This window comes from Brucella sp. IR073 (assembly GCF_049065735.1).
Taxonomy (GTDB): Bacteria; Pseudomonadota; Alphaproteobacteria; order Rhizobiales; family Rhizobiaceae; genus Paramesorhizobium.
On the sequence record NZ_JBAKHD010000005.1, the window covers coordinates 366,321 to 391,210 of the forward strand.

Genomic DNA, 24,890 nt, shown 5'->3' on the forward strand with positions numbered 1-24,890 from the left:
TTGTTAAGGGGGTAGGGGAATAGGGAGCCTCCTGTTTCCCTTACTCCCCCCCAAAAGGCGACGAACACTCACGCCTCGTGCCGGCGAAGGGCTGGTAGCTGTTGTCGCTCGACCTGTAGGAATTGTAGCGGTTCTGACACCATTGGATGTGATTGACGCTCGGCGAATTGCTGCCGGAGCGGATATTCGGAACAATGATCCGCTTATCGCGCGGCGCACCGGGATTCCCGGACATGCCGTTCATCACCTGCGGCGTGACGGGGCGCAAGGGGCGCAGACCAGACTCCTGGCGAATCTCGATAGCCGATGCGGCTGATAGCGCGAGCGTCAAACAGGCCGCGGCCAGAAGCACCGTCCGCAATGTCTCAGGCAAAGTCATTTTTTCTGTCCTTTTTGTTCATATATAGGGATCGAGTTCGCTCGTGCAATTTGTAGAGGTGCCTGATCTCCGGAGATCACGCTTTCAAGGATGATGATGAACGACATCCCCGAGAATATTGTTATCACCATTGATGGCGTGGATGTGCGCGTTGTCCCCGGTGAGCTCGACTATGCCGTTGCCAACGGAGCAGCGATTGCGGAAAACTGGCAGCGCCAGCTTGCCGACAAGCCGAGTCTTTTCAATGGAGGGGTCTATCTGGCGCCGCAGGCACGCCTCGATGATGGTGTTCTTCGCGCTGAGTTCATCCGCACCCATTACGAAACGCTCCTTTATTGGACCCGGGATCCCAGCAAAACCCGTCCCTGGCATATTTTCGGCATCGGCGTGGTGGTGTCCGCCGATAATCGCCTGATTGCCGGACGCATGGCCGCGCGGACCGCTGGGGGAGGGCGCATCTATTTTCCCGCCGGGTCCATAGACGACGACGATATTGCCGGGGGCAGGGCGAACTATGCGCGCAATGCATGGCGCGAGGTGATGGAAGAAACGGGCCTCGATCTATCCCGGGCTGAGCCGGAGGAGAAAATCCATCTGGTCACGGCGAACAGAAGCATCGCGCTTTTTCGCCGGTATTATTTTTCCGAGAAAGCGGCGGTGCTGGTGGAGCGGATCGGGCAATATCTTAGGGCCGAGAGCGATCCGGAACTGGATGCAGTTATCGAAATAAGCGAGCCTGGACAGATGGGCGAGGCGACGCCGAGCTATGTGCGCGCTTTCGCGGATTGGCATTTCAATGGAGCGGGAGGAGACCGGCAATGGCACGGTTCTATGAAATCTTCGACGTATTCACTGGCGAGGCGCTGAGCGGCAATCCGCTGGCAATCGTGCATGATGCGGAGGGCCTCGACGAGAGGCGGATGCAGGCCATCGCGCGCGAGTTCAACCTCTCCGAGACGGTCTTTGTCCTGCCCGCGGAGAATCCGGTCCATACGGCGGCCATCCGCATTTTTACACCGGACCACGAGCTGCCTTTCGCCGGGCATCCGACGGTTGGAACCGCCGTCGCGCTCGCCATGCGGCGGCGTGGAGAGGGAGAAACGGACCTCCTGATCGCGCTCGAAGAGATCATCGGTGTGGTGCGCTGCGGGGTGCGGCTTACGAAAGACGGTGCTTTCGCCGAATTCGACCTGCCGCGCCTGCCCGAGCGGCTGGATATCACGGTGGAAAAGGAGACGGTCGCGGCGGCACTGGGTCTCGGCATGCATGAGATCGGCTTTGAAAATCATGCGGTGAGCGTGTGGAGCGGCGGCGTGCCCTTTCTGCTCGCGCCGGTGCATAATCTGATCGCTGCGGCCAAAATCTCACTGGACCGGGCCTTTGCGCAGGAAAACCTGCCGACCGTCAACGGACGTCCCCTGTCGATCTACGCTTATTGCCGGGAGACCCGGCTTTTCGACAGCGCGTTTCATGCGCGCATGTTCGACATCGCGGGCAATATTTTCGAGGACCCGGCGACGGGATCGGCCGTGGCGGCTTTCTGTGGAGCGGTGCATCATTTCGACAAGCCGCTCGACGGCGTCGTCAGGCTTTGGATCGAGCAGGGGATGGAGATGGGCCGTCCCTCGCGCATCCGGCTGGAAATCGATGTGGAGAATCAGCGCCTTGCCGGCGCGCGCATTGGCGGGGCGGCGGTGAAGGTGGCGGAGGGAACGCTTTTTGTTTGAATGCGGTGAAGCGTTGCCCGCATCGGTGGAACTTTTGCTGGCTTTCGAATTTTCTTTCAAGAATCCGCATTTGAAGGCTGGACAGGTGCGGGGAGTGCCGCTATAGAACCGCTCACTTCGGCGGCGCTGCTGCCAGCCGAATACGGCGGGTGATTAGCTCAGTTGGTAGAGCAGCTGACTCTTAATCAGCGGGTCGTAGGTTCGATCCCTACATCACCCACCATTTTTCCTTGGAATTTATATGTGTAGCGCTTCCAATAGCTTGGAAGCGAACGCACTTTTACGTTTCCTCCTTGCCGCCGCCGCAATCCCTTGCCATATGTCGGAGGGCGGCAGTCTGTCATCAATATTTGATCCTTGCCTGCCACAATTACGGCGCATGATGTTATCCCAGAGAGCGGCGGTGTTTGGGATAACGCCGTGGAAGATGCGTGCTGAACAGTTCCTTAAACTCTGTCAGCTATGGCTTTATTGGGGTAGATTGGGAACTGCATGGAAAGTTTTCTGGGCGATCTGGGGCACTTCATCTCGGCGCATGGCGCATGGGCGGGGCCGATTGTCGGGCTGATCGCGTTTGGCGAGTCGCTTGCGATTATCGGCATGTTCGTGCCGGCGACGCCGATCATGCTCCTGATCGGCGGGCTTATCGGGGCGGGCATTATCGAGCCCTTTTCCGTCATCCTCGGCGCCATTATCGGCGCTGTCATCGGCGACATCATCTCCTATCTGCTCGGCTGGTGGGTCGGGCGCAGCATTATCCATAAATGGCCGCTCAACAAGCACCGCCAGGGCGTGGCGCGCGCGCGGCTTTATTTCCGCCGCTATGGTTTTGCTGCTGTGTTCTTCGGGCGTTTCTTCGGCCCCATACGCTGTACGGTGCCGCTGGTGGCGGGCATGATGTCCATGGACCAGAAACGCTTCCAGACCGCCAATGTGCTCTCCGCCGCCGTCTGGGCGCCCGTGATGTTCGCGCCGGGCTGGCTCGCGGGGAAGGGCGCCGGCGTCTTCGCCAATATGGACGGCACCCATTTCATGTGGCTGACGATCGCCGCCACGGTTGTCGCCACTGTTGCCACGGTCATCGGCGTGCGCTTCTTCAAATCGCGCCCCCGGCGTGAGCGGCGGCGCCGGACGCAGATTTCGCCGGCGGAGTGAAGGGAATAGGGGTGGACCTCCCCGGAGGAATCAAGCCTTACACCCTTCACATTCCCATGAACTCGCTCTTTTCCGTCCCGGTTACCTTTTAGTGCCTTCTTGTCCACTTTTTTGCGCGTCGCTATGTCGCTCGCGAAATCCCTACAAACGGACAAGGATTGCCGGATGAAACCCAAGCTTCACATTATTATTTGCTCTACACGCCCGGGCCGTATGGGGCCGAAGATCGCCAAGTGGTTCTATGGCTTCGCTCAGGCGCATGGCAAGTTCGATGCCGAGCTCGTGGATCTCGCGGATTTTGCGCTGCCGGTGTTCGACGAGCCGAACCACCCGCGCATGAAGCAATATGAAAATCCGCATACCAAGACCTGGAGCGCCAGTGTCGAGGCGGCGGATGCTTTCGTCTTCGTGACGCCGGAATATAATTATTCGCCGCCGCCCTCCTTCTTCAACGCGGTCACCTATCTTTCGGCGGAGTGGAACTACAAGGCCGCTGCCATTCTCAGCTATGCTGGGGTCTCCGGCGGCACGCGCGCGGCGCAGATCGCCCGGCTGCAACTGGCAAACATGAAGATGGTGCCGATTGCCGAGGGCATCGCCGTGCCCGGTTTTCCGCAGTTCATCAATGAGGATGGGGTGTTCCAGCCCAACGAACTGATCGAGACAAGCGCCAAGACGGTGCTCGACGAACTTGACCGCTGGAATACCGGTCTCAAGGTCATCCGCGGCTGATTTCCATTACGCTAGCATTACGAAAGCCGCCCTGGTCATGCCGGGCGGCTTTTTGCATGGCCGACTGTGGCATTTTTGCCGCAATCACGGAATATATACCATTTTCATAAACCATGAGCCATATCTGCTTATTGACGCATGGGCTCAATGATCCCATCGTTAAATACGATTAACCTGTGAGGCTAAATCAAGGTTTGGAGGTTGGCATGACGCGTATCTACGAGCTTGGTGTTCGTCCCGTCGTCGCGCTGGTAGGGAGGATCCTTGCGTGTCTGGAACGTCCGCTCTTCGCCATGGCGCATACGACGGACGAAGTCGCCGCGCGGCGCAAACGGCGGACCGAACGGGCTGAGGATGACGTGCTGTGGTGCTGGAAGCAGCGCGGTTTCTGGTAAGCGCTATCGGCGATTGCCGCTGAACAACAGGCTGGATGGAGGGCCGCTCCGTTCAGCCTTTCTTTTTGCCTCGGCTTCCTAGAAAAATTTACCTCCTTTCGGTGATGACCCGCAATGGGTGTTCTGCTGCTCCTATGAATCGTAGTTTATCTATTCAAATCAATGATTTAGATTGATTTCACTCTTCACGGGGTTAAATTTCCTACCCAAGATTTCCAAGGGTGGGATGTGATCCATGAAGAAAATTATTCTCTATGCTGCGGTAGCTTTGGCGCTGGGGGCGGGGCAGGCCCGTGCCGAGGAGCCGAAGGAGATACTCAACGTCTCCTATGATATCGGCCGCGAGCTCTATGAGCAGATCGACAAGGCGTTTGAGGCCAAGTGGAAGGCGGATACCGGCAAGGACATTACCGTCAACCAGTCCCATGCCGGTTCGTCCAAGCAGGCCCGCTCGATCCTGGAGGGGCTGGAGGCGGATGTCGTCACCTTCAATCAGGTGACTGACGTCCAGGTGCTGCACGACAAGGGCAAGCTTATTCCCGCCGATTGGCAGTCGCGCCTGCCCAACAATTCCTCGCCCTATTATTCGCTGCCGGCCTTCCTGGTGCGTGCGGGCAATCCGAAGAACATCCGCAACTGGGACGATCTGGTGCGCGACGATGTGCAGGTGATCTTCCCAAATCCCAAGACATCAGGCAATGGGCGCTATACCTATCTGGCGGCGACGGCTTACGCCAAGGAAGCCTTCAATAATGATGACGCCAAGGTGCGGGAGTTCATCACCAAGCTGTTCAAGCATGTGCCCGTCTTCGACACCGGCGGGCGCGGGGCGACGACAACCTTCACCGAGCGCGGTATCGGCGATGTGCTGATCACTTTCGAGGCGGAGGTGCTGGGAACGCAGAAGCAGCTTGGCAAGGACAAATATGATGTGGTCGTGCCGCCGATCAGCCTGCTTTCGGAGTTCCCGGTGACGGTGGTGGACAAGGTTGCCGATAAGCGCGGCTCGCGCGCTATATCGGAAGCCTATCTCGACTTCCTCTATTCGCCGGAGGGACAGGACATCATCGCCCGCAATTTCAACCGCGTGCAGGATGAGACGGTCAAGGCCAAGTACAAGGACCAGTTCCCGGATGTGCGGCTGGTGCGGGTGGAAGATGCGTTCGGCGGGTGGAAGAAGGTCACCGAGGAGCATTTCGCCGAGGGTGGGATTCTGGATCAGCTGTTTACGGCGCGGTGAGGGGCAGCAACGTCGTTGAAACCCCCTCTGTCTTGCCGTTGAAAGGCTCGCGCCCTCCTTCCCCCTTGCGGGGAAGGTGCCCGCGTCAGCGGGCGGATGGGGGTGGTGACGTTTGCGCTTGCTTTGAAAATCGTGGTGCAAGCGTAGCCACCCCCATCCGTCTGCTCCGCAGACGTTCGTCGCTGGAAAAGCCAAATCGTTGGCTTTTCCTCGGCCTTCGGCCGAACGCTCCTCAACCCCCGCAAGGGGAAGGAGGGTGCGAGCCTTTCGCCGGGGTGAACTCGTAAAGTGATGCGTATGAAATTAAACACCTCCCGCCAAAAATCCGTCCTTCCCGGCTTTGGCCTCACCATGGGCGTGGCGCTGCTTTATCTTGTCATCATTGTGGCGCTTCCGCTGCTTGCGATGGTGCTGAAGACGGCGAGCCTTGGCTTTGGTGAGTTCTGGTCTATCGTCACCTCCGACCGCGCGCTTGCCACTTATCGCGTCACGCTGACGACGGCGGCGATTGCGACGCTGATCAATGCCGGGTTCGGGCTGCTGCTGGCCTGGGTGCTCGTACGCTACGACTTTCCCGGTAAGCGGCTGATCGATGCGATCGTGGATCTGCCGTTTGCTTTGCCGACGGCGATTGCCGGGCTGGCGCTGGTGACGGTGTTCTCGCGCAATGGCTGGTTCGGCCAGTATCTGGAGCCGATGGATATCAAGATTGCCTATGCGCCGCTCGGCATTGCCATCGCCATGGCCTTTACCAGCGCGCCCTTCGTCATCCGCACGGTGCAGCCGGTGCTGGAGGATTTGTCCGACGATGTGGAGCAGGCGGCGCAGACGCTGGGCGCGCGACCATGGCAGGTGTTTGCCCATGTCATCTGGCCGATGATCTTCCCGGCCTTTCTGGCGGGGGCGGCGTTGTCCTTCGCGCGCAGCCTCGGCGAATTCGGGGCCATCGTCTTCATCTCCGGTAATCTGCCGTTCAAGACGGAGGTGACGTCGCTGCTGGTCTTCATCCGGCTCGACGAGTTCGATTATCCCTCCGCGGCGGCGCTGGCGATGGTCATGCTGATCGTCGCCTTCCTCATGCTTCTCACCACCAATCTCATTCAGGCATGGCAGCTCAGATATGCAGAGCGTAGCTAGTCTCGCCGCCCGCCGTCCATCCACGCCCACCCGTCCGCAGAAGAAACGCGGCGTCTGGCAGGTCGTCCTCATCCTGCTTGCGGTCGGGCTTTCCGTGCTGTTCCTCGGCGTGCCGCTGGCGGTGATCTTCACCTATGCCTTCGGCAGCGGCGTCGAGGTGTTCTGGCGCGAGATAACCGAGCCATCGACGCTCCACGCCATCTGGCTGACGGTGCTGACCGCGCTTGTCGTGGTGCCCATCAACATGGTGTTTGGCATCTGCGTGGCGTGGGCGGTGACGCGCTTCCGCTTTCCGGGGCGGCGATTGCTCATCACCTTCGTGGAGATCCCGTTTTCCGTGTCGCCTATCGTGGCGGGGGTGATCTATCTCTTCCTCTATGGTTCGCAGGGGCTGCTCGGGCCGTTCCTTGAGGCGCATGATATCAAGATCATGTTCACGGTGCCGGCGATCTTCCTCGTCAGCCTGTTCGTGACCTGCCCGTTCGTCGCGCGCGAGCTTATTCCGCTGATGGAAGTGCAGGGACATGACGATGAGGAGGCGGCGATTTCGCTTGGCGCTTCGGGCCTCCAAACCTTCTTTTATGTCACGCTGCCCAATATCAAATGGGCGCTGCTTTATGGAGCGGTGCTGTGCAATGCACGGGTGATGGGGGAATTCGGCGCGACGTCGATCGTCTCCGGCGCCATCCGCGGCAAGACAAACACATTGCCGCTGCAGGTGGAATTGCTCTTCAATGATTACAATACGGTCGGGGCCTTTGCCGCCGCCTCGACGCTGGCGGTGATTGCGATTGTGACGCTGTTTCTCAAATATATGTTGGAGCGCAAGGCGCATGGCTAAACCATGCGCCTTGCGGGACGATCACTCCGCCGCCACCAGCGCAGGCTGGCGAAAGGAGGAGGTCAGGATCGCGCCTTCCGGCCAATAGCCGAAGCCGCTGGCCGGGTTGATATGGCCGGCATAGCCCAGATCCACCAGCCCGGAACCCCAGACATCCGCCAGCGCCTTTGCCTTCGCATAGCTCATATAATGATCGTTGCGGCTGGCGACGACGATGGACGGGAAGGGGAACGCCTCGCGGGGAATGGGGGCAAAGCTGGCAAATTTGCGATCCTGGCGCGTCATTCTTTCCGTATCCGCTGGTGCGACGAGCAGCGCGCCCGCCACATGCGCCGCCGCCGGACGGTTTGCCAGATGGGCGACCAGTATGCAGCCCAGGCTATGCGCTACCAGAATGGCGCGCGGATGTTCGGTCAGATGCGCCTCCAGCACATGCAGCCAGTCGGTGAGATCAGGATTCTCCCAATCCTCCTGCTCGACCACCTTCGCCATGGGGTCGTCGAGAAGCCATTCGCGCTGCCAGTGACCGGCTTCCGATCCCCGATAGCCGGGTATGATCAATGTCGTCGTCATGCCACATCCTCGCTATTCCAAACTGGCGCAAGGATAAGCGGGGTTGCCGAAAGGATGAAGCAAAGACGGCCTATGGTTTCATAGGCTTTGGAAACTATTTGCCTAATAATGCCGGGAACAAACGAAAATTATCGGAATAGAAATTCCAAGTTATTCTTTTTGAGAAAGGTTGTCTTTCTCACGCAGGCGCAAGGAAAACTGACTCTTCTCGAAGAAAAGCACCACAACAAGTGAAAGCGCAAATGGAATAAGCAAGTAAAAAAGGCGGAAGACGATCAGCGCCGCCAAAACATCGGCCTGGTTCATCTCCGGCAAACCGGTCAGAAACACGATTTCAAGGACGCCGAGACCGCCCGGCGCATGGGACATCAGAGCTGCAGAGAAGGAAACGAGGAAGATGCCGAGCACGATGAGGAAGCCGGGATTGCCCGCTTCGGGGAGGGCGAAATAGATGATGCCCGCCGCGCCGATCAGCTCGACCGGGGCGATCAGCAATTGCTGCCAGACGAGCTTCAAGCGCGGATATTCCAGCCGGAACGTGCCGATCTCCAGCGGGCGCAGCTGCAGCCAGCTGCCGAAGATATAAAGGACCACCAGCAACAGCATCATGAGGCCGAGGCCCACCGCCAGCCTTACGGAAATCTCGTCATTGAAGCGCTGCAGGATTTCCGGCTCGATCAGGAGGACGATGCCGCTCAGGATGACCGTGCCCAGAATGAAGGTAAAGGAGCAGATAGCGATGAGAACCGCCACTTCGCTGCCGGTGAGGCCGCGCGAGCTATAGGCGCGGTAGCGCACGACCGCGCCTGACAGCATGGACGCGCCGATATTATGCGACAGCGCGTAGGTGGTGAAGGAGGTGAGGGTGATGAACGGCCAGGAGATATGCTTGCGCAGGTGCAGGAGCGCGATGCGGTCATAGCCGGCCAGCGCGATATAGGACACAACCGCCGACCCCGCGGCCAGAAGCCAGTGGTGCAGGTTGATCGCCTCGAGGCTTTCCAGCACGTCATCGAGCGATATGCTGCGCAGCTCCCGATAAAGCAGCCAGGCCGAGATGATGACGGCGCCGATGCCGATGACCGGCCAGATATAGTCCTTGAGCTTCATGCCCCTGCCTGCTCCTGGATTTAATCGGAAGGGGACACCGTTTCATCCGCGGGCGGTGTATCTTTTTCCGAGGCATGGGAAACCATGCCGCGCGCGATTTCCCTTTCTCCCATGATGACGACATTCGCGCCGAGATCGGTCAGATGCTGAGATTCCGCGTCCGAATGGGCGCGGGCGACGATATCGATGTCAGGATTGGCGGCGCGGGCCTTGGTGACGATCTGCCCAGCCTCGAAGGCATTGGGAATGGCGATGATTAGCTTGCGCGCGCCTGCCAGATTGGCGGCAGTCAGCACCTCGTCGCGCACGGCATTGCCGGGAATGTACTCCACGGTTTCACCGCGCAGCTTGCCGAGCTGCTTGTCGCCATCCTCGATGACGAGGAAGGGCTGTTCGGCGTCCTTGAGGGCCTTGCCGACCAGGCAGCCGACTCGGCCGTAGCCGATAAGGACGGTATGATCCTTGAGCGCGGTGACCGGCAAATCTTCGGTTTCCTCTTCCTCCGGCTGCGGTTGCTGCTGCTCCGCCGCGGGTTTCTGCGCTGGCGCGCCGCCAAAGCGCTTTTCCAGTTTTGGTCGCAGCCGGTCGGTGGCGAAGAAGATGAGCGGATTGAGCAGGATCGAAAGGATGGCGCCGGCAAGGATGAGATCGCGCCCTTCCTGCGGCAGCAGCTTCAGGCCGACGCCGAGTTCGGCCAGGATGAAGGAAAACTCGCCAATTTGCGCCAGGCTCGCCGAGATGGTCAGCGCCGTGCCGGTGGGATGGCCGAAGGCGCGGACGATCAGAAAGGCGGCAGCGGATTTGCCGACAATGATGATGAACAGGACCGCAAGCAGCGGCAGCGGGTCATTGATAAGGCTGGCCGGGTCGAACAGCATGCCGACCGAGACGAAGAACAGCACGGCAAAGGCGTCACGCAGGGGAAGAGATTCCTCCGCGGCGCGATGGCTCAGCTCCGATTCGCTCATAATCATGCCGGCGAAGAACGCGCCCAGCGCGAACGAGACGCCGAAGAGCTTCGCCGCGCCGAAGGCGACGCCGAGCGCTATGGCGAGAACGCCGAGACGGAAGAGCTCGCGGGAGCCGGTATGCGCGATGGCGTGGAGGACCCATGGGATGACGCGACGGCCGACGACGAGCATGATCGCAACGAAAAGCGCGACCTTGCCGATGGTGAGACCGATGACGCCCCAGACGCCAAGGCCGAAATGGGCGGCGAGCGGGTCGCCGGCGGTCGGGTTTCCTCCGCCATTGATGACGCTGGCGAGCGCCGGGAGAAGCACCAGCGCCAGTACCATGGCGAGGTCTTCAACGATCAGCCAGCCGACGGCGATGCGTCCACGCTCGGTGTCGATCAGGCGTCGCTCCTGCATGGCGCGGAGCAGCACGACCGTACTTGCCACTGACAGGGCGAGGCCGAAAACAAGCCCCGCGCCGATATTCCAGCCAAGCAGATGGGCAAGCCCGACGCCCAGCAGCGTGGCGACGGCGATCTGCGCGACTGCGCCGGGGATGGCGATGGCCTTGACCGACAGAAGATCCTTCAGGGAAAAATGCAGGCCGACGCCGAACATGAGGAGGATCACGCCGATTTCGGCCAGCTCCAGAATCAGCTCCTGATCGGCAACGAAACCCGGCGTATAGGGACCCGCAATAACACCTGCCAGCAAATAACCTACCAAGGGAGGGACACGCAGCCGATTGGCGATCGCACCGAAGACAAAAGCGAGGCAGAGCCCGACGACGATCGTTGCAATCAGTGGTGTCTGGTGGGGCATATGCGGATAGGCCTCCTATGGTTCGGGTTGGTGTCGGGTTCGCTGAAAAACAGCAGGTGAGACGGTCGGCGCACGATCCTTAAATCTAGCAGATTTTCGGGGCAGGATCATGCGGTTACGTCCGAAAAACGGCCATCTCTCCCCGCGCGGGGAGAGATGGGAACAAGCTTAGCTTTGTACAACGGTCTCGCCAGCCTGCTGGTCCTTTTTGTGGCGTTTCCACCAGTCGCCAAGGAACAGCAGGATCGGCGCGGCGATGTAGATCGACGAAGAGGTCGCGATCACGATGCCGAAGATCATGGGAATGGCGAAGTTCTCCACCGCACTGCCGCCCCATATCGCCATGGGCAGCATGGCGAGGAAGGTGGTCATGGAGGTGAAGATACACCGCGCGAGTACCTGATTGATGCTCATATCGATGATCTCGCGCAGGGGCTTCGACTTATAGAGCCTGAGATTCTCGCGCATACGGTCGTAGACCACCACCTTGTCGTTCACCGAATAGCCGATGATGGTCAGCAGCGCGGCGATGGCCGTCAGGTTGAAGTCGAGCCCGGTCAGCGCAAAGAAGCCGATGGTCTTGGTGGTGTCGAGAATAAGCGTGGCGATGGCGCCGAGCGCGAAGAACCACTCGAACCGCCACCATATGTAGAAGAGCATGGCGATGGCGGCCAGCGTCACCGCGATGATGCCTGAGCGGGCGAGTTCACCCGAGACCTTCGGGCCGACGACTTCGGTGCGCTCGATCTTGACGCCGGGAATCAGCTTCTCGACCGATGCGCGGACCTTTTCGACCGCCGCCGTCTGCGCCGCCTCACCACCATCCTGACGCTGAACTCGGATCAGCACGCTGTTGTCGCCACCGATGTTTTGCAGCACCACTTCGCCGAGATTGAGCTGGCCCAGCGTTGAGCGCAGCTGCGGCAGGTCGGCGGGCTGCGGTGTGGTGATCTCCACCTGGATGCCGCCCTCGAAGTCGATGCCGTAATTAAGGCCCGGCTTGATGAAGAGCACGATGGAGGCAATCGACAGCAGCACCGAAACGCCGATGCCGATGAAGCGCGCGCGCATGAACTTGAAGTTCGTTTCGTGCTGGCCGAAATTGATGAGCGGCTTGATGTCGAGCGTCTTGAGCTTCCAGCGGCGCACGATCCACTGCATCATCAGGCGCACGAGGGTGACGTCGGAGAACATCGAGATGACGATGCCGAGCATCATGGTGATGGCGAAGCCGCGCACCGGTCCCGTGCCTAGCAGGAACAGAAGCCCCGTCGCGATCAGCGTGGTCACATTGGCGTCGACGATGGTGGCGAAGGCGCTCTTGAAGCCCCTGTCGAGCGCCGCCATGGCGGAAAGGCCCTTGCGCGTCTCCTCCTTGATGCGCTCGTTGATAAGCACGTTGGCGTCAACCGCGATGCCTATGCCCAGGATGATACCGGCGATGCCGGGCAGGGTCAGGGTCGCCCCGAGAAGGCTCAATGCGGAGAAGGTGAAGATGGTGTGGAGCAGCAGCGCCAGATTGGCGACGAGGCCCCAGACGCCATAGAGCGCGACGATGAAGAGGGCGACCAGAATGAAGCCCGCGATGCCGGTGTAAAGGCCCATCTTGATAGAGTCTGCGCCGAGGTCCGGGCCGACGGTGCGCTCTTCCACCACGGTCAGCGGGGCGGGCAGGGCACCTGCGCGCAGGAGCGCCGAGAGCGTCACCGTGTCCTCGACCGTGAAATTACCGGTGATCTGGCCGGAGCCGCCGGTAATCGGCTCGCGGATGACGGGCGCGCTCAGCACCTTGCCGTCGAGGACGATGGCGAAGGGCTTGCCTACATTCTTGCTGGTGATGTCGGCGAACTGGCGCGCGCCGACGCTGTCGAACCGGAACGAAACCATGGGCTGGCTGGTGTTCGGGTCGAAACCGGCGCGCGCGTCGGTGAGCCGCGAACCGTCGAGCGCCACCTGGTCGTCGATCGGGTATTTGATATTGGGATCCTTGGCGTCCGGCAGGATGCTTACGCCGGGGGGGGGCGGATCGTTCGGGTTCGCATCCGCGACCATGTGGAAGGTCATCTTGGCGGTGGAGCCAAGAAGCTGGCGCAATTGCGTCGGGTCTTTGAGACCCGGAAGCTGGACGACGATACGGTTCGAGCCCGCGCGCTGGATCGACGGCTCGGCAACGCCGACCTGGTCGACGCGGCGGCGAATGATCTCGAGGCTCTGCTGCACGGCATTGTCGAGGCGGTAGCGCGAGCCGGCCTCGGTCAGCGCCATGGTGATCTGGTTGCCGTTCGTGGTGACGTCGATATCGTTGGTGGGCGTGCCGAAGCCGGGGGTGCCAACGGGCGTCGCAAGCTGCTGCAGCGCGGTTTGCGCCTGAGACCGCTGAGTGGCATCGGGAATGCTCACCACAACGGTGTCGCCCACGATGCGGATCGATTGGGGCTGGATGCGGTCGGCGCGCAGCTTGGCGCGCGCGTCATCGAGCATCTGGCGGACGCGGTCCTTCTTCAGGCTCGCCTCATCGACTTCCAGAAGCAGATAGGAGCCGCCGCGCAAATCGAGGCCGAGCGTGACCTGCTGCTTCGGGAACCAGCTGGGGAGATTGGCCAATTGTTCCTTCGTGAACAGATTGGGCACCGCCAGAAGAATGCCAAGCAGAACGATAATGCCGTAGGTCGCGATGACCCATTTTGATGTTCGCATATTGCCGATCCGGTATGTCGCGCTCGCCCAATCCCGCGGATCGGCGGGCGCCGGTCTTCCAATTCCCTGTCAGGGATTCCCTTCTCCATAAACACCCAATCGCCGCTGGACAAGAAAATATCGCTTGTTTCCGGCGCTTAAGCGGAATTTCTGCTATTCCGATTCATCCGTCTTACCTATATCTGACGCCATGATTGTGCCCGGTTTTGCTTGTGAACGGTGATTTAGACATGGCAGCCAAGCGCCCGGCGAAAACTGGCGGATCGATAAATTGATAATTTCAAGCAAGTCCCCGAAATTCCTGTTCATCTGCGCGATCCTCGTCGCGCTGCTCCTGCCCGGCGTCCGGGCACTGGCGCAGGACGCGCCGCCGGCTCCTGCCGCGCAGACACCTCCCAGTGCTCCGCAGCAGCAGAGCATTGTCGCGCAGGAGCGCCCGGTCATCGATTCGCTGAAAAAGCAGGCCGCTGACCTCACCAAGGCGCTCAATACGGCTGCCACCAGCGACGAGAAGCTGGTCAATACGCGCCTGCAGCTGGAAGATGTGGCGAAAAAGCTTCTCAATGCCGGCCTTGCCTTCCGCCCACGGCTTGCCGAAATCAATGCCCGGCTTGAGCAATTGGGAGCGCCGCCCGCCGAAGGACAGCCCGCGGAGCCGCAGATCGTCACGGACGAGCGCAACAAGCTGACGGCGGAAAAGGCCGAGATCAACGCGATGATCGGCGAGACGGAGGATACGTCCCTCTCCGTCAATCAGACCATCGAGCGGGTCGGCGACATGCGCCGCGAGCTTTTCACGCGGACGCTTTCGCAGCGCGTCGACCTCAATTACGCGCTCGGCAGCGAGGTTGCGCAGGCGGCGGGCGCAGAAGCGCAGACCTTTGCCAGCATGGTGTCGTCCTGGTGGCGCTTTGTCGTGCTCTTCAAGTTCAAGCCGTTCCTGGCGGCGGCGTTCCTCGCGCTCGGCGCGGCGCTGATCCTGCATTTCGGCGCGCGGCGCTTTCTTGGTCGGTTCTTCCTGAGTCGCGATCCGGCCATAGAGGACCCCTCCTATCTCTCCCGGCTTTCCGTCGCGTTCTGGTCTACGCTCATTCCTTCGGCGGCGACGGCAGTGTTCCTGGGCACCACCTATTTCTTCCTGAATTACTTCAATGTGCTGCGGCCCGACATCGCGACGATGCTCTCGTCGTTGTTCGTGGTGATCGGCATCATCTATTTCATCCACCGGCTGGCAAAGGCGGTGTTGTGCGCGGACATGCCGAACTGGCGGCTGGTGCGCATTGCTTCCCGCCCGGCGCGGGTGCTGACGTTCCTCATCACGACGACGGCGCTCATCAACGGCCTCGATTATTTCTTGAACACGGTCAATCAGCTGCTTGCCTCGCAGCTGTCACTGACGGTAGCGAAGAGCCTTATCGCCACGGTGCTGGTTGGGCTTCTCATCATCGCCATCGCCTGGGTGAAGCCGCTCGAGCACGAGGAAACGGGCACTGTGCGGCCCTGGCCGAAGGCGCTGCGGGTGTTTCTCATCTGCTTGGGGCTGTTCCCCATCGTCGCGGCGCTGCTCGGCTATGTCGGGCTGGCGCGTTTCGCCTCGCAACAGATCGTCGTCAATGGTGCGTTTCTGGTGACGATGTATCTGGGCTTCCTCACCGCCCGGGCCATCACGGCTGAGCATGCCTTCGGCAGCACCTCAATCGGGCGCTCCATGCAGCAGCGTTTCGGCATGGACGAGACATCGCTCGACCAGCTCGGGCTGGTCGCCGGCATCCTCATCAACATCGCCGTTCTCTTGGTGGGTATACCGCTGATCCTGCTGCAATTGGGCTTCCAGTGGTCCGAATTGCAGACATGGTTCCTGCGGCTCCTGACCGGGTTCCAGATCGGCAATTTCTCGGTGTCGTTCACGGGCATCTTCACCGGGCTCCTACTGTTTGTCGTCGGCTACCTATTCACGCGCTGGTTCCAGAACTGGCTCGATGGCAGCGTGATGGCGCGGGGGCGTGTCGATTCCGGCGTGCGTAACTCGATCCGCACCGTGGTCGGCTATGTCGGACTGGCTCTGGCGGCGCTGGTGGGCATATCGGCGGCGGGCGTCAATCTTTCGAACCTAGCGCTTATCGCCGGCGGTCTTTCGCTCGGTATCGGTTTTGGCCTCCAGAACATCGTGCAGAATTTTGTCTCCGGCCTCATCCTGCTGGCTGAACGGCCCATCAAGGTGGGCGACTGGGTAGAAGTGGGCGGCGTCGGCGGCATCGTCAAGAAGATCAGCGTGCGCGCTACGGAGGTGGAAACCTTCCAGCGCCAGTCAGTCATCGTTCCCAATTCCTCGTTGATCAACGGCAATGTGGCCAACTGGACCTATCGCAATAAGCTGGGCCGGGTGGATATTCCTATTGCGGCGGCGTATAGCAACGACCCGCGCCGGGTTCAGACGGTGCTTTTGGAAATCGGGCGCTCACATCCGCAAGTGCTGAAGAATCCGGAGCCGTTCGTGGCCTTCAAGGGTTTCACCCCGGCGGCGCTCGAATTCGAATTGCGCGTGTTCCTCGCCGATATCTCAAATGGAGCGACGGTGCAGAACGAATTGCGCTTCTTGATCCTGGAGAAGTTTACAGAGGAAAGTATCAAGATGGCGTTCCCGGCGACGGACACGCATCTGCGCATCGATCATGTCCAGGCCATCGCCGAGGCGATCATCGCGCGCCGGGATGCCGATAGCGGGGCGACGCGGGATGAGGACCGGACATAAAAAAATGATGCATTCAGTTGCCGTTCAGGTCACGACCTTTATAACTATGGCTGAAAAGGGGCGAATGCCCCTTAATTGAAACAGCCTTGAGGGCGGTGGCGACACCGGAAACGACATGAAGAAATATGCAACCGCTTTGCTGCTGACCGTGATGAGCCCTGGCGTTGCACTCGCCGCCAGCGCCGTCAACAAGGACAGCCAGCCGCGGACAATCGTCGTTACCGAGGGCTCGTCCAAGAGCGATTTGGTGCTTGCTCCGGGGGAAACCGTTGATTTCTGCCCGTCCGGCTGCTTCGTTACCTTTCCCAATGGCGACCGTCAGGCCTTGACCGGCAGCGAGACCATCGAGATCACCGGCGGCAAGGCAAAGATCGATTAAGAAAGACGGGCAGTAGGCAATAGGGCAAATATATGGTCCGTTCATGGACCGTCTGCGCGATACCTATTGCCTTACTGCCTTATTTAAATCCCATTTACCCTCCCCATAGTTCTCCCGGCGGGAACAAACAGCTTCTCCTGAAATTCACCTTTCGTTTTCTTGTCGTTGCTACTTCGGTAACGGCGGGAAACATTTGGGGGGCTGGGTTGGGAACGATGAATGCGCGCAGCAAGGCGAAGAAAATACCTTTAGCAGTCGATCTGGACGGCACGCTGATTGCAACAGATCTGGCGTGGGAAGGTATTTTTCTGCTCTTGAGAAAAAACCTCCTTTACATTTTCCTGCTTCCAATCTGGGCTTTGCAGGGCAGGGCGCGGCTGAAACATGAGATCGCCGAGCGCATCATGATCGATGCCGCGACGCTGCCCTACCGGCTGGACTTCCTCGATTTCCTGAAACGCGAGCATGCGCACGGCCGGAAACTGGTTCTTGCCACTGCTGCCGCCACCTCCTTCGCCGATGCGGTGGCGCGGCATCTGGGCATATTCGACGCGGTCTATTCCACGGACCGCAACCGGAATCTGGCTTCCAAGACAAAGCTGAAAATGCTGGTGGAGGCGTTCGGCGAGCGCGGTTTCGACTACGCGGGCAATTCGCGCGCCGATGTTCCCATCTTCAGCAATGCGCGCAAGGCGATCGTCGTGGCGCCGGACGCGGCGGCACGGGCCTGGAGGCGGAAATATGGCGGCGATGGCGGAGTGGAGACGTACTTTCCCGCGCCGCGCGTTGGGTTTCGCAACATTCTGAGAATGCTGCGTGTGCATCAATGGGTGAAGAACGTGCTTGTCTTCGTTCCGCCTGTCCTTGCCCATGATCTGCATCAGCCGGATGTGCTCATCCGCACGACACTCGCCTTCGTAGCCTTTTGCGCGGCGGCCTCGTCGATCTACATCATCAACGATTTGTTCGATCTGCAGCTCGACCGCCGCCACGCGCGCAAGAAGCGGCGGCCTTTCGCCAGCGGGGCGCTTTCCATTCCCTTCGGCGTGTGCTGCTTCGTCACGCTGCTAGCGCTTGCCTTCGGCATCGCGGCGCTGTTGCCTTTCCATTTCATGCTGGTGCTGACGCTCTATCTCGTGGTCACGACGGCCTATTCGGCATCTCTAAAGCGGATGCTCCTCATCGATGTGCTCGTGCTGGCGGGGCTCTATACGCTGCGGCTCATCGCCGGGATTACCGCCACGGCGACGCCGGATTCATTCTGGCTGCTGGCGTTTTCCATCTTTTTCTTCCTGTCGCTGGCGCTGGTGAAACGGTATGTGGAACTGGCCACCTTGCATCCGGAGGAGGACGTCAAGCTTGCCGGACGCGGGTATCGCAGCGTGGACCGCGAAGTCATCGCCCAAAGCGGTGTAGCGTCGGCCTTTGGGGCGGTGCTCGTGCTGGCGCTTTATGTCGATAGCGACGCGGTGAGGGTGCTCTACGCCCATCCCTGGATGATCTGGCCGCTTTGTCCCATCGTCCTCTATATCAATCTGCGCATCTGGATTTTGGCGCGGCGCGAGGAGATGCATGACGATCCCGTCGTCTTCCTGCTCGGCGACTGGCGCAGCATCATGATGATCGTGATCGGCGTGGCGATGCTGGTGCTGGCGAGGGTACCCTGGTGACGTTTGAGAGCTTCGGGCGGATAGAGCGCCGCGCGCGGGCATCGGTTTCGTTCGGCGAGGCGGAGCGGCGGATGCCGCAGGGCGGGCCGTATCTCGCCTATGGCAATGGGCTTTCCTATGGCGATTCCTGCTACAATGATGCAGGGGTTCTGGTGGAGATGCGTCCGCTGGGGCGGATCATCGGCTTTGATGCGGTCAGCGGCATCCTTGAGGCGGAGGCGGGCGTGCTGCTCGCCGATATCATCGCCGTTGCCGCGCCGCATGGCTTCTTCCTGCCCGTAACGCCCGGTACGCGCTTCGTCACGCTGGGCGGGGCCATCGCCAATGACGTGCATGGCAAGAACCATCACCGGCGGGGCACCTTTGGTTGCCATGTGGTCTCGTTCGCGCTTCTGCGCTCGGATGGCATATTGCGCACCTGCTCGCCGCAGGAAAATCCCGCGCTTTTCGCCGCCACCATCGGCGGCATGGGGCTGACTGGGCTGATCGTGACGGCCCGCATCCAGCTCATGCGTGTTCCGTCACTCGATATCGAGGAGCGGGTAACAGCTTTTTCCGATCTCGATGAATTCTTTGCGCTTGCCGAGGAGGCGGACAGAGAGAACGAATATGCGGTCGCATGGATCGACCAGCTTGCCAAAGCCGGGCGGGGGCTGCTTCTGACCGGAAACCATGCATCGAACGGCAATTTTCATGCGGATACGCGCCCTGCGCGGCTCGGTGTGCCATTGGAACTGCCGTTTTCGGCATTAAACAGGCCAAGCCTCAAGCTCTTCAATGCGGCCTATTATCGCCGCAAGGGCAGGGATGCCGGGCCGCACCTGAGCGATTATGCGCGCTTCTTCTATCCGCTCGACGCAGTGAAGAGGTGGAACCGGCTCTATGGTCCGGCAGGGCTCTATCAGCATCAAAGCGTCATTCCCGAAGCGCAAGCGCGGCAGACGATCCCCGCCATGCTTGAGGCGACGCGCCGCGCGGGGCAGGCGTCGTTCCTCACCGTGCTGAAGCGCTTCGGCAGCGTCCGCTCGCCCGGGCTGTTGTCCTTTCCGCAAGCGGGATATACGCTGACGCTGGACTTTCCCAATCGCGGGGAAAGCACATTGGCGCTGCTGGCTGAACTTGACCGCCTGACGGTTATGGCCGGGGGGCGTGTAAACCCCTATAAGGACCAGCGTATGCCGGCGGCGGTCTTCGCGGCGTCGTTTCCGCAATGGGAAGAGCTGGAAAAACTGCGCGATCCGGCTTTTTGCTCGAATTTTTGGCAAAGAACGGCGTTAAGCCTTGTTTGATGCAGATCAATGCACTAGCGGATGCAATCGAAAATTGCGGATTGTTCTAATTTTAGACAATCGCTTTGCAGCTTCTCAACGTGCCTCCAGTAGCGTTCACGCAAACGGGTGGGAGCCATGACAAAATACATTCCCTTCATTCTGTTCACGGTGATGACCAACGCCGCGGCGCAGATCTTGCTGAAATATGGCATGATATCGCTCGGGCCTATCAGCTTCAGCGCTGATACGCTCATCCAGCGCGTCTTCCAGATTGTCTTCAATCCGTGGGTGTTCTGCGGGCTTCTGGTCTTTGTGATATCGATGGCGTCGCATCTTTATGTGCTGTCGAAGGTCGATCTCTCCTTTGCCTATCCTTTCCTCAGCCTCGCCTATGTGGCGGTGGCCGTGTTCGCCTGGATGGTTTTCAAGGAGGATCTCGGCACGCTCAAGATCGCAGGCATCGCCTTCATCTGCGTCGGCACGGTACTGATCGCCCAAAGCGGGCATGGCGAGAAGACGCCGTCGGAGACGAGCGCGCAGGTCAGCGTCAATTCCAATTAGCGGGTAGGAAAACATGCGACATATCATCTTCGGCGGCGACGGTTTCGTCGGCCGTTATCTGGCGCACGATCTGGTAAAGCGGGGCGAGGAGGTCGTGGTTGCGGATATTTTCCGGTCCGATCTGCCGCATTACGGCAAGGTGCGGTTCGTCCAGTGCGATATTATCGACAAGGCGCAGGTGAATGCTGTCGGGCTGATGCCAGACGATATGGTCTACAATCTCGCCGCCAAGATGCTCTCGCCATTGCAGGTGCGGGCCAAGCGGCACGATTTCTTCTGGCCGGTCAACTACCACGGTGCGTCCAACATCATGAGCGCGATGGACCGGGCAGGGGCGTCGAAGCTGGTGCAGTTCACCACCGACATGGTCTATGGCCACACCGTCGTCTCGCCGCAGACGGAGGATCACCCGATCGCCCCGCTCGGCGAATACGGCAAGTCGAAGGCCGCGACCGAGGCGCTCGCCATCGACTGGCGCGCGCGGGGCATGAATATCTCGATCATGCGGCCTCGTCTCATCATCGGGCCGGGACGCCTGGGAATTCTGGAAAAGCTGTTCAAGCTCATCGACCGCAATCTGCCGGTGCCGATGATCGGCTCGGGCAAGAACCCGTACCAGTTCATCTCGGTCTATGATTGCGCGGAAATCGCCCGGCTCGCCTGGGAGCATGGCGTGCCAAACGACGCCTATAATCTCGGCTCGTCGAACCCGCCTTCGGTGCGGCAATTGCTGGGCGGGCTGATCAGGCAGGCGGGGTCGAAATCGATCCTCGTGCCGACGCCGGCTTTCGCGGTCAAGCAAACGCTGGCGCTGCTCGACGCGATAAACAAGCCGCTGATGGATCCGGAGCAGTATCTGATCGCCGACGAATATTGCGTGCGCGATACCTCCCGCGCCTTCGCCGCCTTCGGATGGAAGCCGAAATTCCGCGACGAGGACATGCTGGTGGCGGCCTATCGCGAATATCGCAACAAGCTGGATGGCAAGCCGGTGGCGCAGATGGTGCCGCTGCCGGCGGAATAAGGGGAAGAGAATGACGCCGAAGCCCAATCTTCTGACGGTCGAGCAGGCCAAGGCGCTCGACCTGCCGCGCATGACGGAGCTGTTTTCAGCCCATATCAATCCCGGCCAATTGCATTTCATGAAGCTGCTCGGCTTCGACAAGGTGAAGATCGAGCGCGCCGAAGGCATGTATTACATCGACCAGAACGGCCGGAAGATACTCGATTTCTTCGGCGGGTTCGGCTCGCTGGCCTTCGGGCATAACCATCCGCGCATTCTGGCGGCGCGCAAAAGCTTTCAAGACGAGAAGCGGCACGAGATCGCCATGGCCTTCATGTCGCAATATGCGGCGGCGCTGGCGCATAATTTAGCCGCATGTAGCCCCGGCGATCTCGATATGGTCTTCTTCGGCTCGTCCGGCTCGGAGGCGATGGAGGCGGCGCTGAAGGTGGCCGAGCGCGCCGCCGGGCCGAAGCGTCCGAAAGTCGTCTATGCGGAGAATTCCTTCCACGGCAAGACCAAGGGCGTTCTCAACGTCACCGACGGCAAGCTCTATCGCGGCGAATTCCAGTTGATCGGCAATACGGTGCGCGTGCCGTTCGACGATATCGAGGCAATCGAGAACGCATTCAAGTCCGATCCGGAAATCGGCGTTATCGTGCTGGAGACGATCCAGGGCGGGGCGGGGATCATCACCGCGCCCACCGAATTCTGGCAGAAGCTTCGGGCGCTCTGCGATAAATACGGCGTGCTGTGGGTGGCGGACGAGGTGCAGTGCGGCCTTGGCCGGTCGGGCCGGTTCTATGCCTTCGAACATCACGGCGTGGTGCCCGATGTGACCGCGCTGGCCAAATCGCTTGGCGGCGGCAAGACGGCGATGGCGGCGATGATCGCGCGGCGTGACGTCTATATGAAAGCCTATGGCACGCCGAAGACTGCGCTGATCCATGCCATGGCCACCTTCGGTGGCATTGGCGAAGCATGCATCACCGCCATCGAGGCCCTGAACCTGCTTTATGATGAGGGGCTCATCGACAATTCGGCTTCGACCGGCGCTTATCTCCTCGAGCGGTTGAAGACACTGCAGGAAAAATATCCCTCGCTTATCAAGGACGTGCGCGGGCAGGGGTTGATGGTCGGCCTCGAGTTCCATGATTTCTCGCAGACCGTGCCCATGGTGCTGCGGCCCGTGCTGGCGATGCTGGACGAAAAGCTCAAGGGCTCGCTGCCCGGTTTCATCGGCAGCCATCTCTTGCGCGACCATGGCGTGCTGGTGGCGTTTACGGAATATAACCGCAATGTGGTCCGGCTGGAGCCGCCCCTGATCTGTGAGCGGGAGCATGTGGACCAGTTCATCGCGGCGCTCGATGAGGTGCTGTCGCGAGGCATCGTCCGGATCGTCAAGGATTTCGTCAAGGCGCAGGTGCGATAGACTTGCCGCTTCGCTGATTCAATGCTTGATTGAGAACATTCGATAGCGAGAAGCAGTATATGCTGACCAGGCAGCATACTGGCGATGAATGGGTCGCGCCAGCACCGGCAAGTGGCCTTTGCCGTCGAAACGGAGGTGAAGGATGCTCAAGGTGTCTCTCACGCTGCAGATACGAAAGACCCGCACGGCCTGGGTAATTACCGTGCGGATCGCTTTCGAAATCACAAAGCAGTAAAATGGCTGACAGGGAGTTCGCGCTCCCTGTCAGCACTCCGGTAATTTAATGCGGTGGCGTGCAGGTTTCAAGCCTGAACGGTTCACGGTGCAGTCGGCAGAAGCCCGGGCCGCAGCAGCATATCCCAGCAATCGTTGAGCTTTACCTTCTGCTTGCTCTTGAGCGCGTCCGCATAGATGTGCTGGAGGGCGCGGCGATTGGTCGTGAGCGGGCAGTGCGGCACGAGCACGAGGTCCGTCTGGGCGATTGCTTCTTTCGTCGTCTCGTCGGGTGGGGGAACGGTCCGGCTGGGGTCGGCACCGATCTGGATATAGTGCGGCGCGCTGCGATCAAGAAGCCAGGGGAACGGGTTCGGGAAGTCGAGATTCATGATCGTGGCGAAACGGATGCCGTGGACGGCCTCAAACGCCCTGATGTCCTTGACGGCTTGATCGGCGGAAATCAGCCAATGCATCTGGAAGTCGAGTTCTGCAAAAAGCCGCCAACTGGGAAGCTGCCCCTTGCCGGAGAGATCGGCATAGGTGTCGCCATATTGCTGATAGTGCTTTTCGAGAAGCAGGGCGCGCTCCATGACGTCACGGTGCGTGGAGACGGCCCCAAGCGATTTCATCTCCGTCAGAGGGACCGTGGCGTAGGTCGGCGAGACGAGGACGGCGCGCAGCGTCTTGTGGACGATCTTAGCGGTAAAGGGGATGGCGACGAAACCGATGAGCACCGCGATCAGCAATTGGCGGGGCAGGGAATCGCGTGCGAAGCCTAAGAAAATGGCAAGCAGGATCGGCCACAGGAAGGAAAAGTCCTGACTGCCGGTGTTCTGGGTCTCGAAGAAGATACCGGCAATGAGCGCCACGCCGAGCCAGACGAAGTTGCTATCGAGCAAATGGCGGAGCGTGGCGGCGTTGCGCCTTCTGACGATCAGAACGAGCCGGTCGCGCTCGATCCAGAGGAGAAAGCCGACAAGCACAATGCCCGCCAGAATAATATCGAGATCGGCGGAGAGGGCGGTCAGGAATCGCCGCGCGAGAATGGACTCATTGAGGCCTACAAGGATAGCGATGTCACGGATATAGGCTGTGACCATGTGGCCATTGAGCTCGATGCAGGCGAGGGCGGCAACGAAGATTATGCCCGCGATGAGGACGCTGCGCCAGGAAATACGGCCCGACAGAAGCGCCAGCAAGCCGATCAGCCCGCCCGCGAGGAAGCCGGTGATCTTAAGCAGAAACAGGGCGAGCATGGTGAGCCCGCAGACAATGGCGAGCCTCCTGCCATCCTTCACGAACATCAGCGCCGAGGTGAGGATATAAAGAAGCAGCGTGGCATGGCGGTTATAGATGCCGAAACCGTCCATGCCGGGATAGTTATGAGTGATCTGCACATTGGCCGGGCAGAGCGCGAAGATCAGGAAAGGGATTAACAGCGTGAAGGCGACACGGGGCCTCTCGCGCGCGACCGCCTGCAGAACCGCGGCCATCAGCGGCGCAGCGACGAGGAGGATGGTCCATTGCGTGAGCAGCAGCGGCTGGGCATGGGGGAAGAATTTCAGGCCGAGTGCGAAGAGGTAATAGGCAAGCGGGCCGACAGGCGTGAGAAAGTCGGCGTCGGGAACCTGCCCGTTGAAGATGCGCTGTGCACCATCGTAATAGATATAAGTGTCCCAATACATCGGGCCGATTGGCAGGATGATGGGGAGGCTCAGAAGCACACAGGCCATGACAAACACGAGTGCAAGCCAGGCCAGTGGCGAGCACATGAGGCGGCGAAAGAGCGGTTTCCGTTCGCCGCCTTTGTCCCTTCGCTCGCTTATATCGGTCATGTCGTCG

At 60.2% G+C, this 24,890-nt stretch carries 21 protein-coding genes and 1 tRNA gene; 16 read left to right on the plus strand and 6 right to left on the minus strand.

The window, feature by feature from the left end; translation table 11 throughout:
• Positions 1–40: 40 nt before the first annotated feature.
• Positions 41–379 (minus strand): BA14K family protein, encoded by a 339-nt coding sequence (locus ACOWVG_RS13700; protein ID WP_420962778.1) that lies wholly within the window; start codon positions 377–379, stop codon positions 41–43.
• Positions 380–475: 96 nt separating this feature from the next.
• Between ACOWVG_RS13700 and ACOWVG_RS13705 the strand changes: the two genes are divergently transcribed.
• From ACOWVG_RS13705 to cysW, 9 genes are all read left to right on the plus strand, one after another.
• Positions 476–1,246 (plus strand): NUDIX hydrolase, encoded by a 771-nt coding sequence (locus tag ACOWVG_RS13705; RefSeq protein ID WP_420962779.1) that lies wholly within the window; start codon positions 476–478, stop codon positions 1,244–1,246.
• Positions 1,198–2,106 carry a PhzF family phenazine biosynthesis protein gene (locus ACOWVG_RS13710; protein ID WP_420962780.1) on the plus strand — a complete coding sequence of 303 codons (909 nt, stop codon included), beginning with the start codon at positions 1,198–1,200 and terminating at the stop codon, positions 2,104–2,106. Before ACOWVG_RS13705 ends, ACOWVG_RS13710 begins: the two co-directional genes overlap by 49 nt.
• 147 nt (positions 2,107–2,253) lie before the next feature.
• Positions 2,254–2,329 (plus strand) — tRNA-Lys (locus tag ACOWVG_RS13715).
• Between the two features lie 269 nt (positions 2,330–2,598).
• Positions 2,599–3,261 (plus strand): DedA family protein, encoded by a 663-nt coding sequence (locus ACOWVG_RS13720; RefSeq protein ID WP_420962781.1) that lies wholly within the window; start codon positions 2,599–2,601, stop codon positions 3,259–3,261.
• 165 nt (positions 3,262–3,426) lie between these two features.
• Positions 3,427–3,993, plus strand: a complete 567-nt coding sequence (locus tag ACOWVG_RS13725) for an NADPH-dependent FMN reductase (protein ID WP_420962782.1) — start codon at positions 3,427–3,429, stop codon at positions 3,991–3,993.
• A gap of 206 nt (positions 3,994–4,199) precedes the next feature.
• A complete protein-coding gene (locus tag ACOWVG_RS13730; RefSeq protein ID WP_420962783.1) occupies positions 4,200–4,388 on the plus strand; it encodes a hypothetical protein in 189 nt (62 codons plus the stop codon).
• Between the two features lie 235 nt (positions 4,389–4,623).
• Positions 4,624–5,628, plus strand: coding sequence for a sulfate ABC transporter substrate-binding protein (locus ACOWVG_RS13735; protein ID WP_420962785.1), 1,005 nt, complete (start codon positions 4,624–4,626; stop codon positions 5,626–5,628).
• A 297-nt stretch (positions 5,629–5,925) separates the two neighbouring features.
• A complete protein-coding gene (cysT, locus tag ACOWVG_RS13740; protein WP_420962786.1) occupies positions 5,926–6,765 on the plus strand; it encodes a sulfate ABC transporter permease subunit CysT in 840 nt (279 codons plus the stop codon).
• Complete coding sequence (cysW, locus tag ACOWVG_RS13745) at positions 6,749–7,606, plus strand: sulfate ABC transporter permease subunit CysW (protein ID WP_420962787.1); 858 nt, start codon at positions 6,749–6,751, stop codon at positions 7,604–7,606. The genes cysT and cysW overlap by 17 nt, the downstream gene beginning before the upstream one ends.
• Positions 7,607–7,627: 21 nt before the next feature.
• On the opposite strand, the gene ACOWVG_RS13750 is transcribed toward cysW, so the two are convergent.
• The 4 genes from ACOWVG_RS13750 to secD form a co-directional block, all read right to left on the minus strand.
• Positions 7,628–8,179: an RBBP9/YdeN family alpha/beta hydrolase gene (locus tag ACOWVG_RS13750; RefSeq protein WP_420962788.1), complete on the minus strand. Its 552-nt coding sequence runs from the start codon at positions 8,177–8,179 to the stop codon at positions 7,628–7,630.
• A gap of 150 nt (positions 8,180–8,329) precedes the next feature.
• On the minus strand, positions 8,330–9,289 hold the full coding sequence (locus ACOWVG_RS13755) for a lysylphosphatidylglycerol synthase domain-containing protein (RefSeq protein ID WP_420962789.1): 960 nt from the start codon (positions 9,287–9,289) through the stop codon (positions 8,330–8,332).
• Positions 9,290–9,309: 20 nt separating this feature from the next.
• Entirely contained in the window at positions 9,310–11,067 is a 1,758-nt protein-coding gene (gene ybaL / locus ACOWVG_RS13760) for a YbaL family putative K(+) efflux transporter (protein ID WP_420962790.1), read from the minus strand.
• Positions 11,068–11,235: 168 nt separating this feature from the next.
• On the minus strand, positions 11,236–13,764 hold the full coding sequence (gene secD / locus ACOWVG_RS13765; protein WP_420962792.1) for a protein translocase subunit SecD: 2,529 nt from the start codon (positions 13,762–13,764) through the stop codon (positions 11,236–11,238).
• Positions 13,765–14,080: 316 nt separating this feature from the next.
• Between secD and ACOWVG_RS13770 the strand changes: the two genes are divergently transcribed.
• The 7 genes from ACOWVG_RS13770 (at position 14,081) to ACOWVG_RS13800 (ending at position 22,832) form a co-directional block, all read left to right on the plus strand.
• Positions 14,081–16,516 (plus strand): mechanosensitive ion channel family protein, encoded by a 2,436-nt coding sequence (locus ACOWVG_RS13770; RefSeq protein ID WP_420962909.1) that lies wholly within the window; start codon positions 14,081–14,083, stop codon positions 16,514–16,516.
• A 115-nt stretch (positions 16,517–16,631) separates the two neighbouring features.
• Positions 16,632–16,895 carry a hypothetical protein gene (locus ACOWVG_RS13775; RefSeq protein WP_420962793.1) on the plus strand — a complete coding sequence of 88 codons (264 nt, stop codon included), beginning with the start codon at positions 16,632–16,634 and terminating at the stop codon, positions 16,893–16,895.
• 215 nt (positions 16,896–17,110) lie between these two features.
• Complete coding sequence (locus ACOWVG_RS13780; protein ID WP_420962794.1) at positions 17,111–18,565, plus strand: UbiA family prenyltransferase; 1,455 nt, start codon at positions 17,111–17,113, stop codon at positions 18,563–18,565.
• Complete coding sequence (locus tag ACOWVG_RS13785) at positions 18,559–19,854, plus strand: FAD-binding protein (protein ID WP_420962910.1); 1,296 nt, start codon at positions 18,559–18,561, stop codon at positions 19,852–19,854. Before ACOWVG_RS13780 ends, ACOWVG_RS13785 begins: the two co-directional genes overlap by 7 nt.
• Before the next feature lie 117 nt (positions 19,855–19,971).
• Positions 19,972–20,397 carry an EamA family transporter gene (locus tag ACOWVG_RS13790; RefSeq protein WP_420962795.1) on the plus strand — a complete coding sequence of 142 codons (426 nt, stop codon included), beginning with the start codon at positions 19,972–19,974 and terminating at the stop codon, positions 20,395–20,397.
• 13 nt (positions 20,398–20,410) lie between these two features.
• Positions 20,411–21,421 (plus strand): NAD-dependent epimerase/dehydratase family protein, encoded by a 1,011-nt coding sequence (locus ACOWVG_RS13795; RefSeq protein ID WP_420962796.1) that lies wholly within the window; start codon positions 20,411–20,413, stop codon positions 21,419–21,421.
• A 10-nt stretch (positions 21,422–21,431) separates the two neighbouring features.
• The gene (locus ACOWVG_RS13800; protein WP_420962797.1) at positions 21,432–22,832 is read left to right on the plus strand and encodes an aspartate aminotransferase family protein; all 1,401 of its coding nucleotides are present in this window, start codon (positions 21,432–21,434) and stop codon (positions 22,830–22,832) included.
• Between the two features lie 317 nt (positions 22,833–23,149).
• On the opposite strand, the gene ACOWVG_RS13805 is transcribed toward ACOWVG_RS13800, so the two are convergent.
• On the minus strand, positions 23,150–24,883 hold the full coding sequence (locus ACOWVG_RS13805) for a hypothetical protein (protein ID WP_420962798.1): 1,734 nt from the start codon (positions 24,881–24,883) through the stop codon (positions 23,150–23,152).
• Positions 24,884–24,890 lie beyond the last annotated feature (7 nt).

What these genes read in the sequence shown, in the direction of transcription:
- ACOWVG_RS13720 (WP_420962781.1), top strand. Translation starts at nt 2,599, where the DNA reads ATGGAAAGTTTTCTGGGCGATCTGGGGCACTTCATCTCGGCGCATGGC.
- ACOWVG_RS13800 (WP_420962797.1), top strand. Translation starts at nt 21,432, where the DNA reads ATGACGCCGAAGCCCAATCTTCTGACGGTCGAGCAGGCCAAGGCGCTC.
- ybaL (WP_420962790.1), bottom strand. Translation starts at nt 11,067, where the DNA reads ATGCCCCACCAGACACCACTGATTGCAACGATCGTCGTCGGGCTCTGC.
- ACOWVG_RS13750 (WP_420962788.1), bottom strand. Translation starts at nt 8,179, where the DNA reads ATGACGACGACATTGATCATACCCGGCTATCGGGGATCGGAAGCCGGT.
- ACOWVG_RS13735 (WP_420962785.1), top strand. Translation starts at nt 4,624, where the DNA reads ATGAAGAAAATTATTCTCTATGCTGCGGTAGCTTTGGCGCTGGGGGCG.
- ACOWVG_RS13755 (WP_420962789.1), bottom strand. Translation starts at nt 9,289, where the DNA reads ATGAAGCTCAAGGACTATATCTGGCCGGTCATCGGCATCGGCGCCGTC.
- ACOWVG_RS13710 (WP_420962780.1), top strand. Translation starts at nt 1,198, where the DNA reads ATGGCACGGTTCTATGAAATCTTCGACGTATTCACTGGCGAGGCGCTG.
- ACOWVG_RS13780 (WP_420962794.1), top strand. Translation starts at nt 17,111, where the DNA reads ATGAATGCGCGCAGCAAGGCGAAGAAAATACCTTTAGCAGTCGATCTG.
- ACOWVG_RS13805 (WP_420962798.1), bottom strand. Translation starts at nt 24,883, where the DNA reads ATGACCGATATAAGCGAGCGAAGGGACAAAGGCGGCGAACGGAAACCG.
- ACOWVG_RS13725 (WP_420962782.1), top strand. Translation starts at nt 3,427, where the DNA reads ATGAAACCCAAGCTTCACATTATTATTTGCTCTACACGCCCGGGCCGT.
- ACOWVG_RS13700 (WP_420962778.1), bottom strand. Translation starts at nt 379, where the DNA reads ATGACTTTGCCTGAGACATTGCGGACGGTGCTTCTGGCCGCGGCCTGT.
- ACOWVG_RS13790 (WP_420962795.1), top strand. Translation starts at nt 19,972, where the DNA reads ATGACAAAATACATTCCCTTCATTCTGTTCACGGTGATGACCAACGCC.
- ACOWVG_RS13775 (WP_420962793.1), top strand. Translation starts at nt 16,632, where the DNA reads ATGAAGAAATATGCAACCGCTTTGCTGCTGACCGTGATGAGCCCTGGC.
- cysT (WP_420962786.1), top strand. Translation starts at nt 5,926, where the DNA reads ATGAAATTAAACACCTCCCGCCAAAAATCCGTCCTTCCCGGCTTTGGC.
- cysW (WP_420962787.1), top strand. Translation starts at nt 6,749, where the DNA reads ATGCAGAGCGTAGCTAGTCTCGCCGCCCGCCGTCCATCCACGCCCACC.
- ACOWVG_RS13705 (WP_420962779.1), top strand. Translation starts at nt 476, where the DNA reads ATGAACGACATCCCCGAGAATATTGTTATCACCATTGATGGCGTGGAT.
- secD (WP_420962792.1), bottom strand. Translation starts at nt 13,764, where the DNA reads ATGCGAACATCAAAATGGGTCATCGCGACCTACGGCATTATCGTTCTG.
- ACOWVG_RS13730 (WP_420962783.1), top strand. Translation starts at nt 4,200, where the DNA reads ATGACGCGTATCTACGAGCTTGGTGTTCGTCCCGTCGTCGCGCTGGTA.
- ACOWVG_RS13795 (WP_420962796.1), top strand. Translation starts at nt 20,411, where the DNA reads ATGCGACATATCATCTTCGGCGGCGACGGTTTCGTCGGCCGTTATCTG.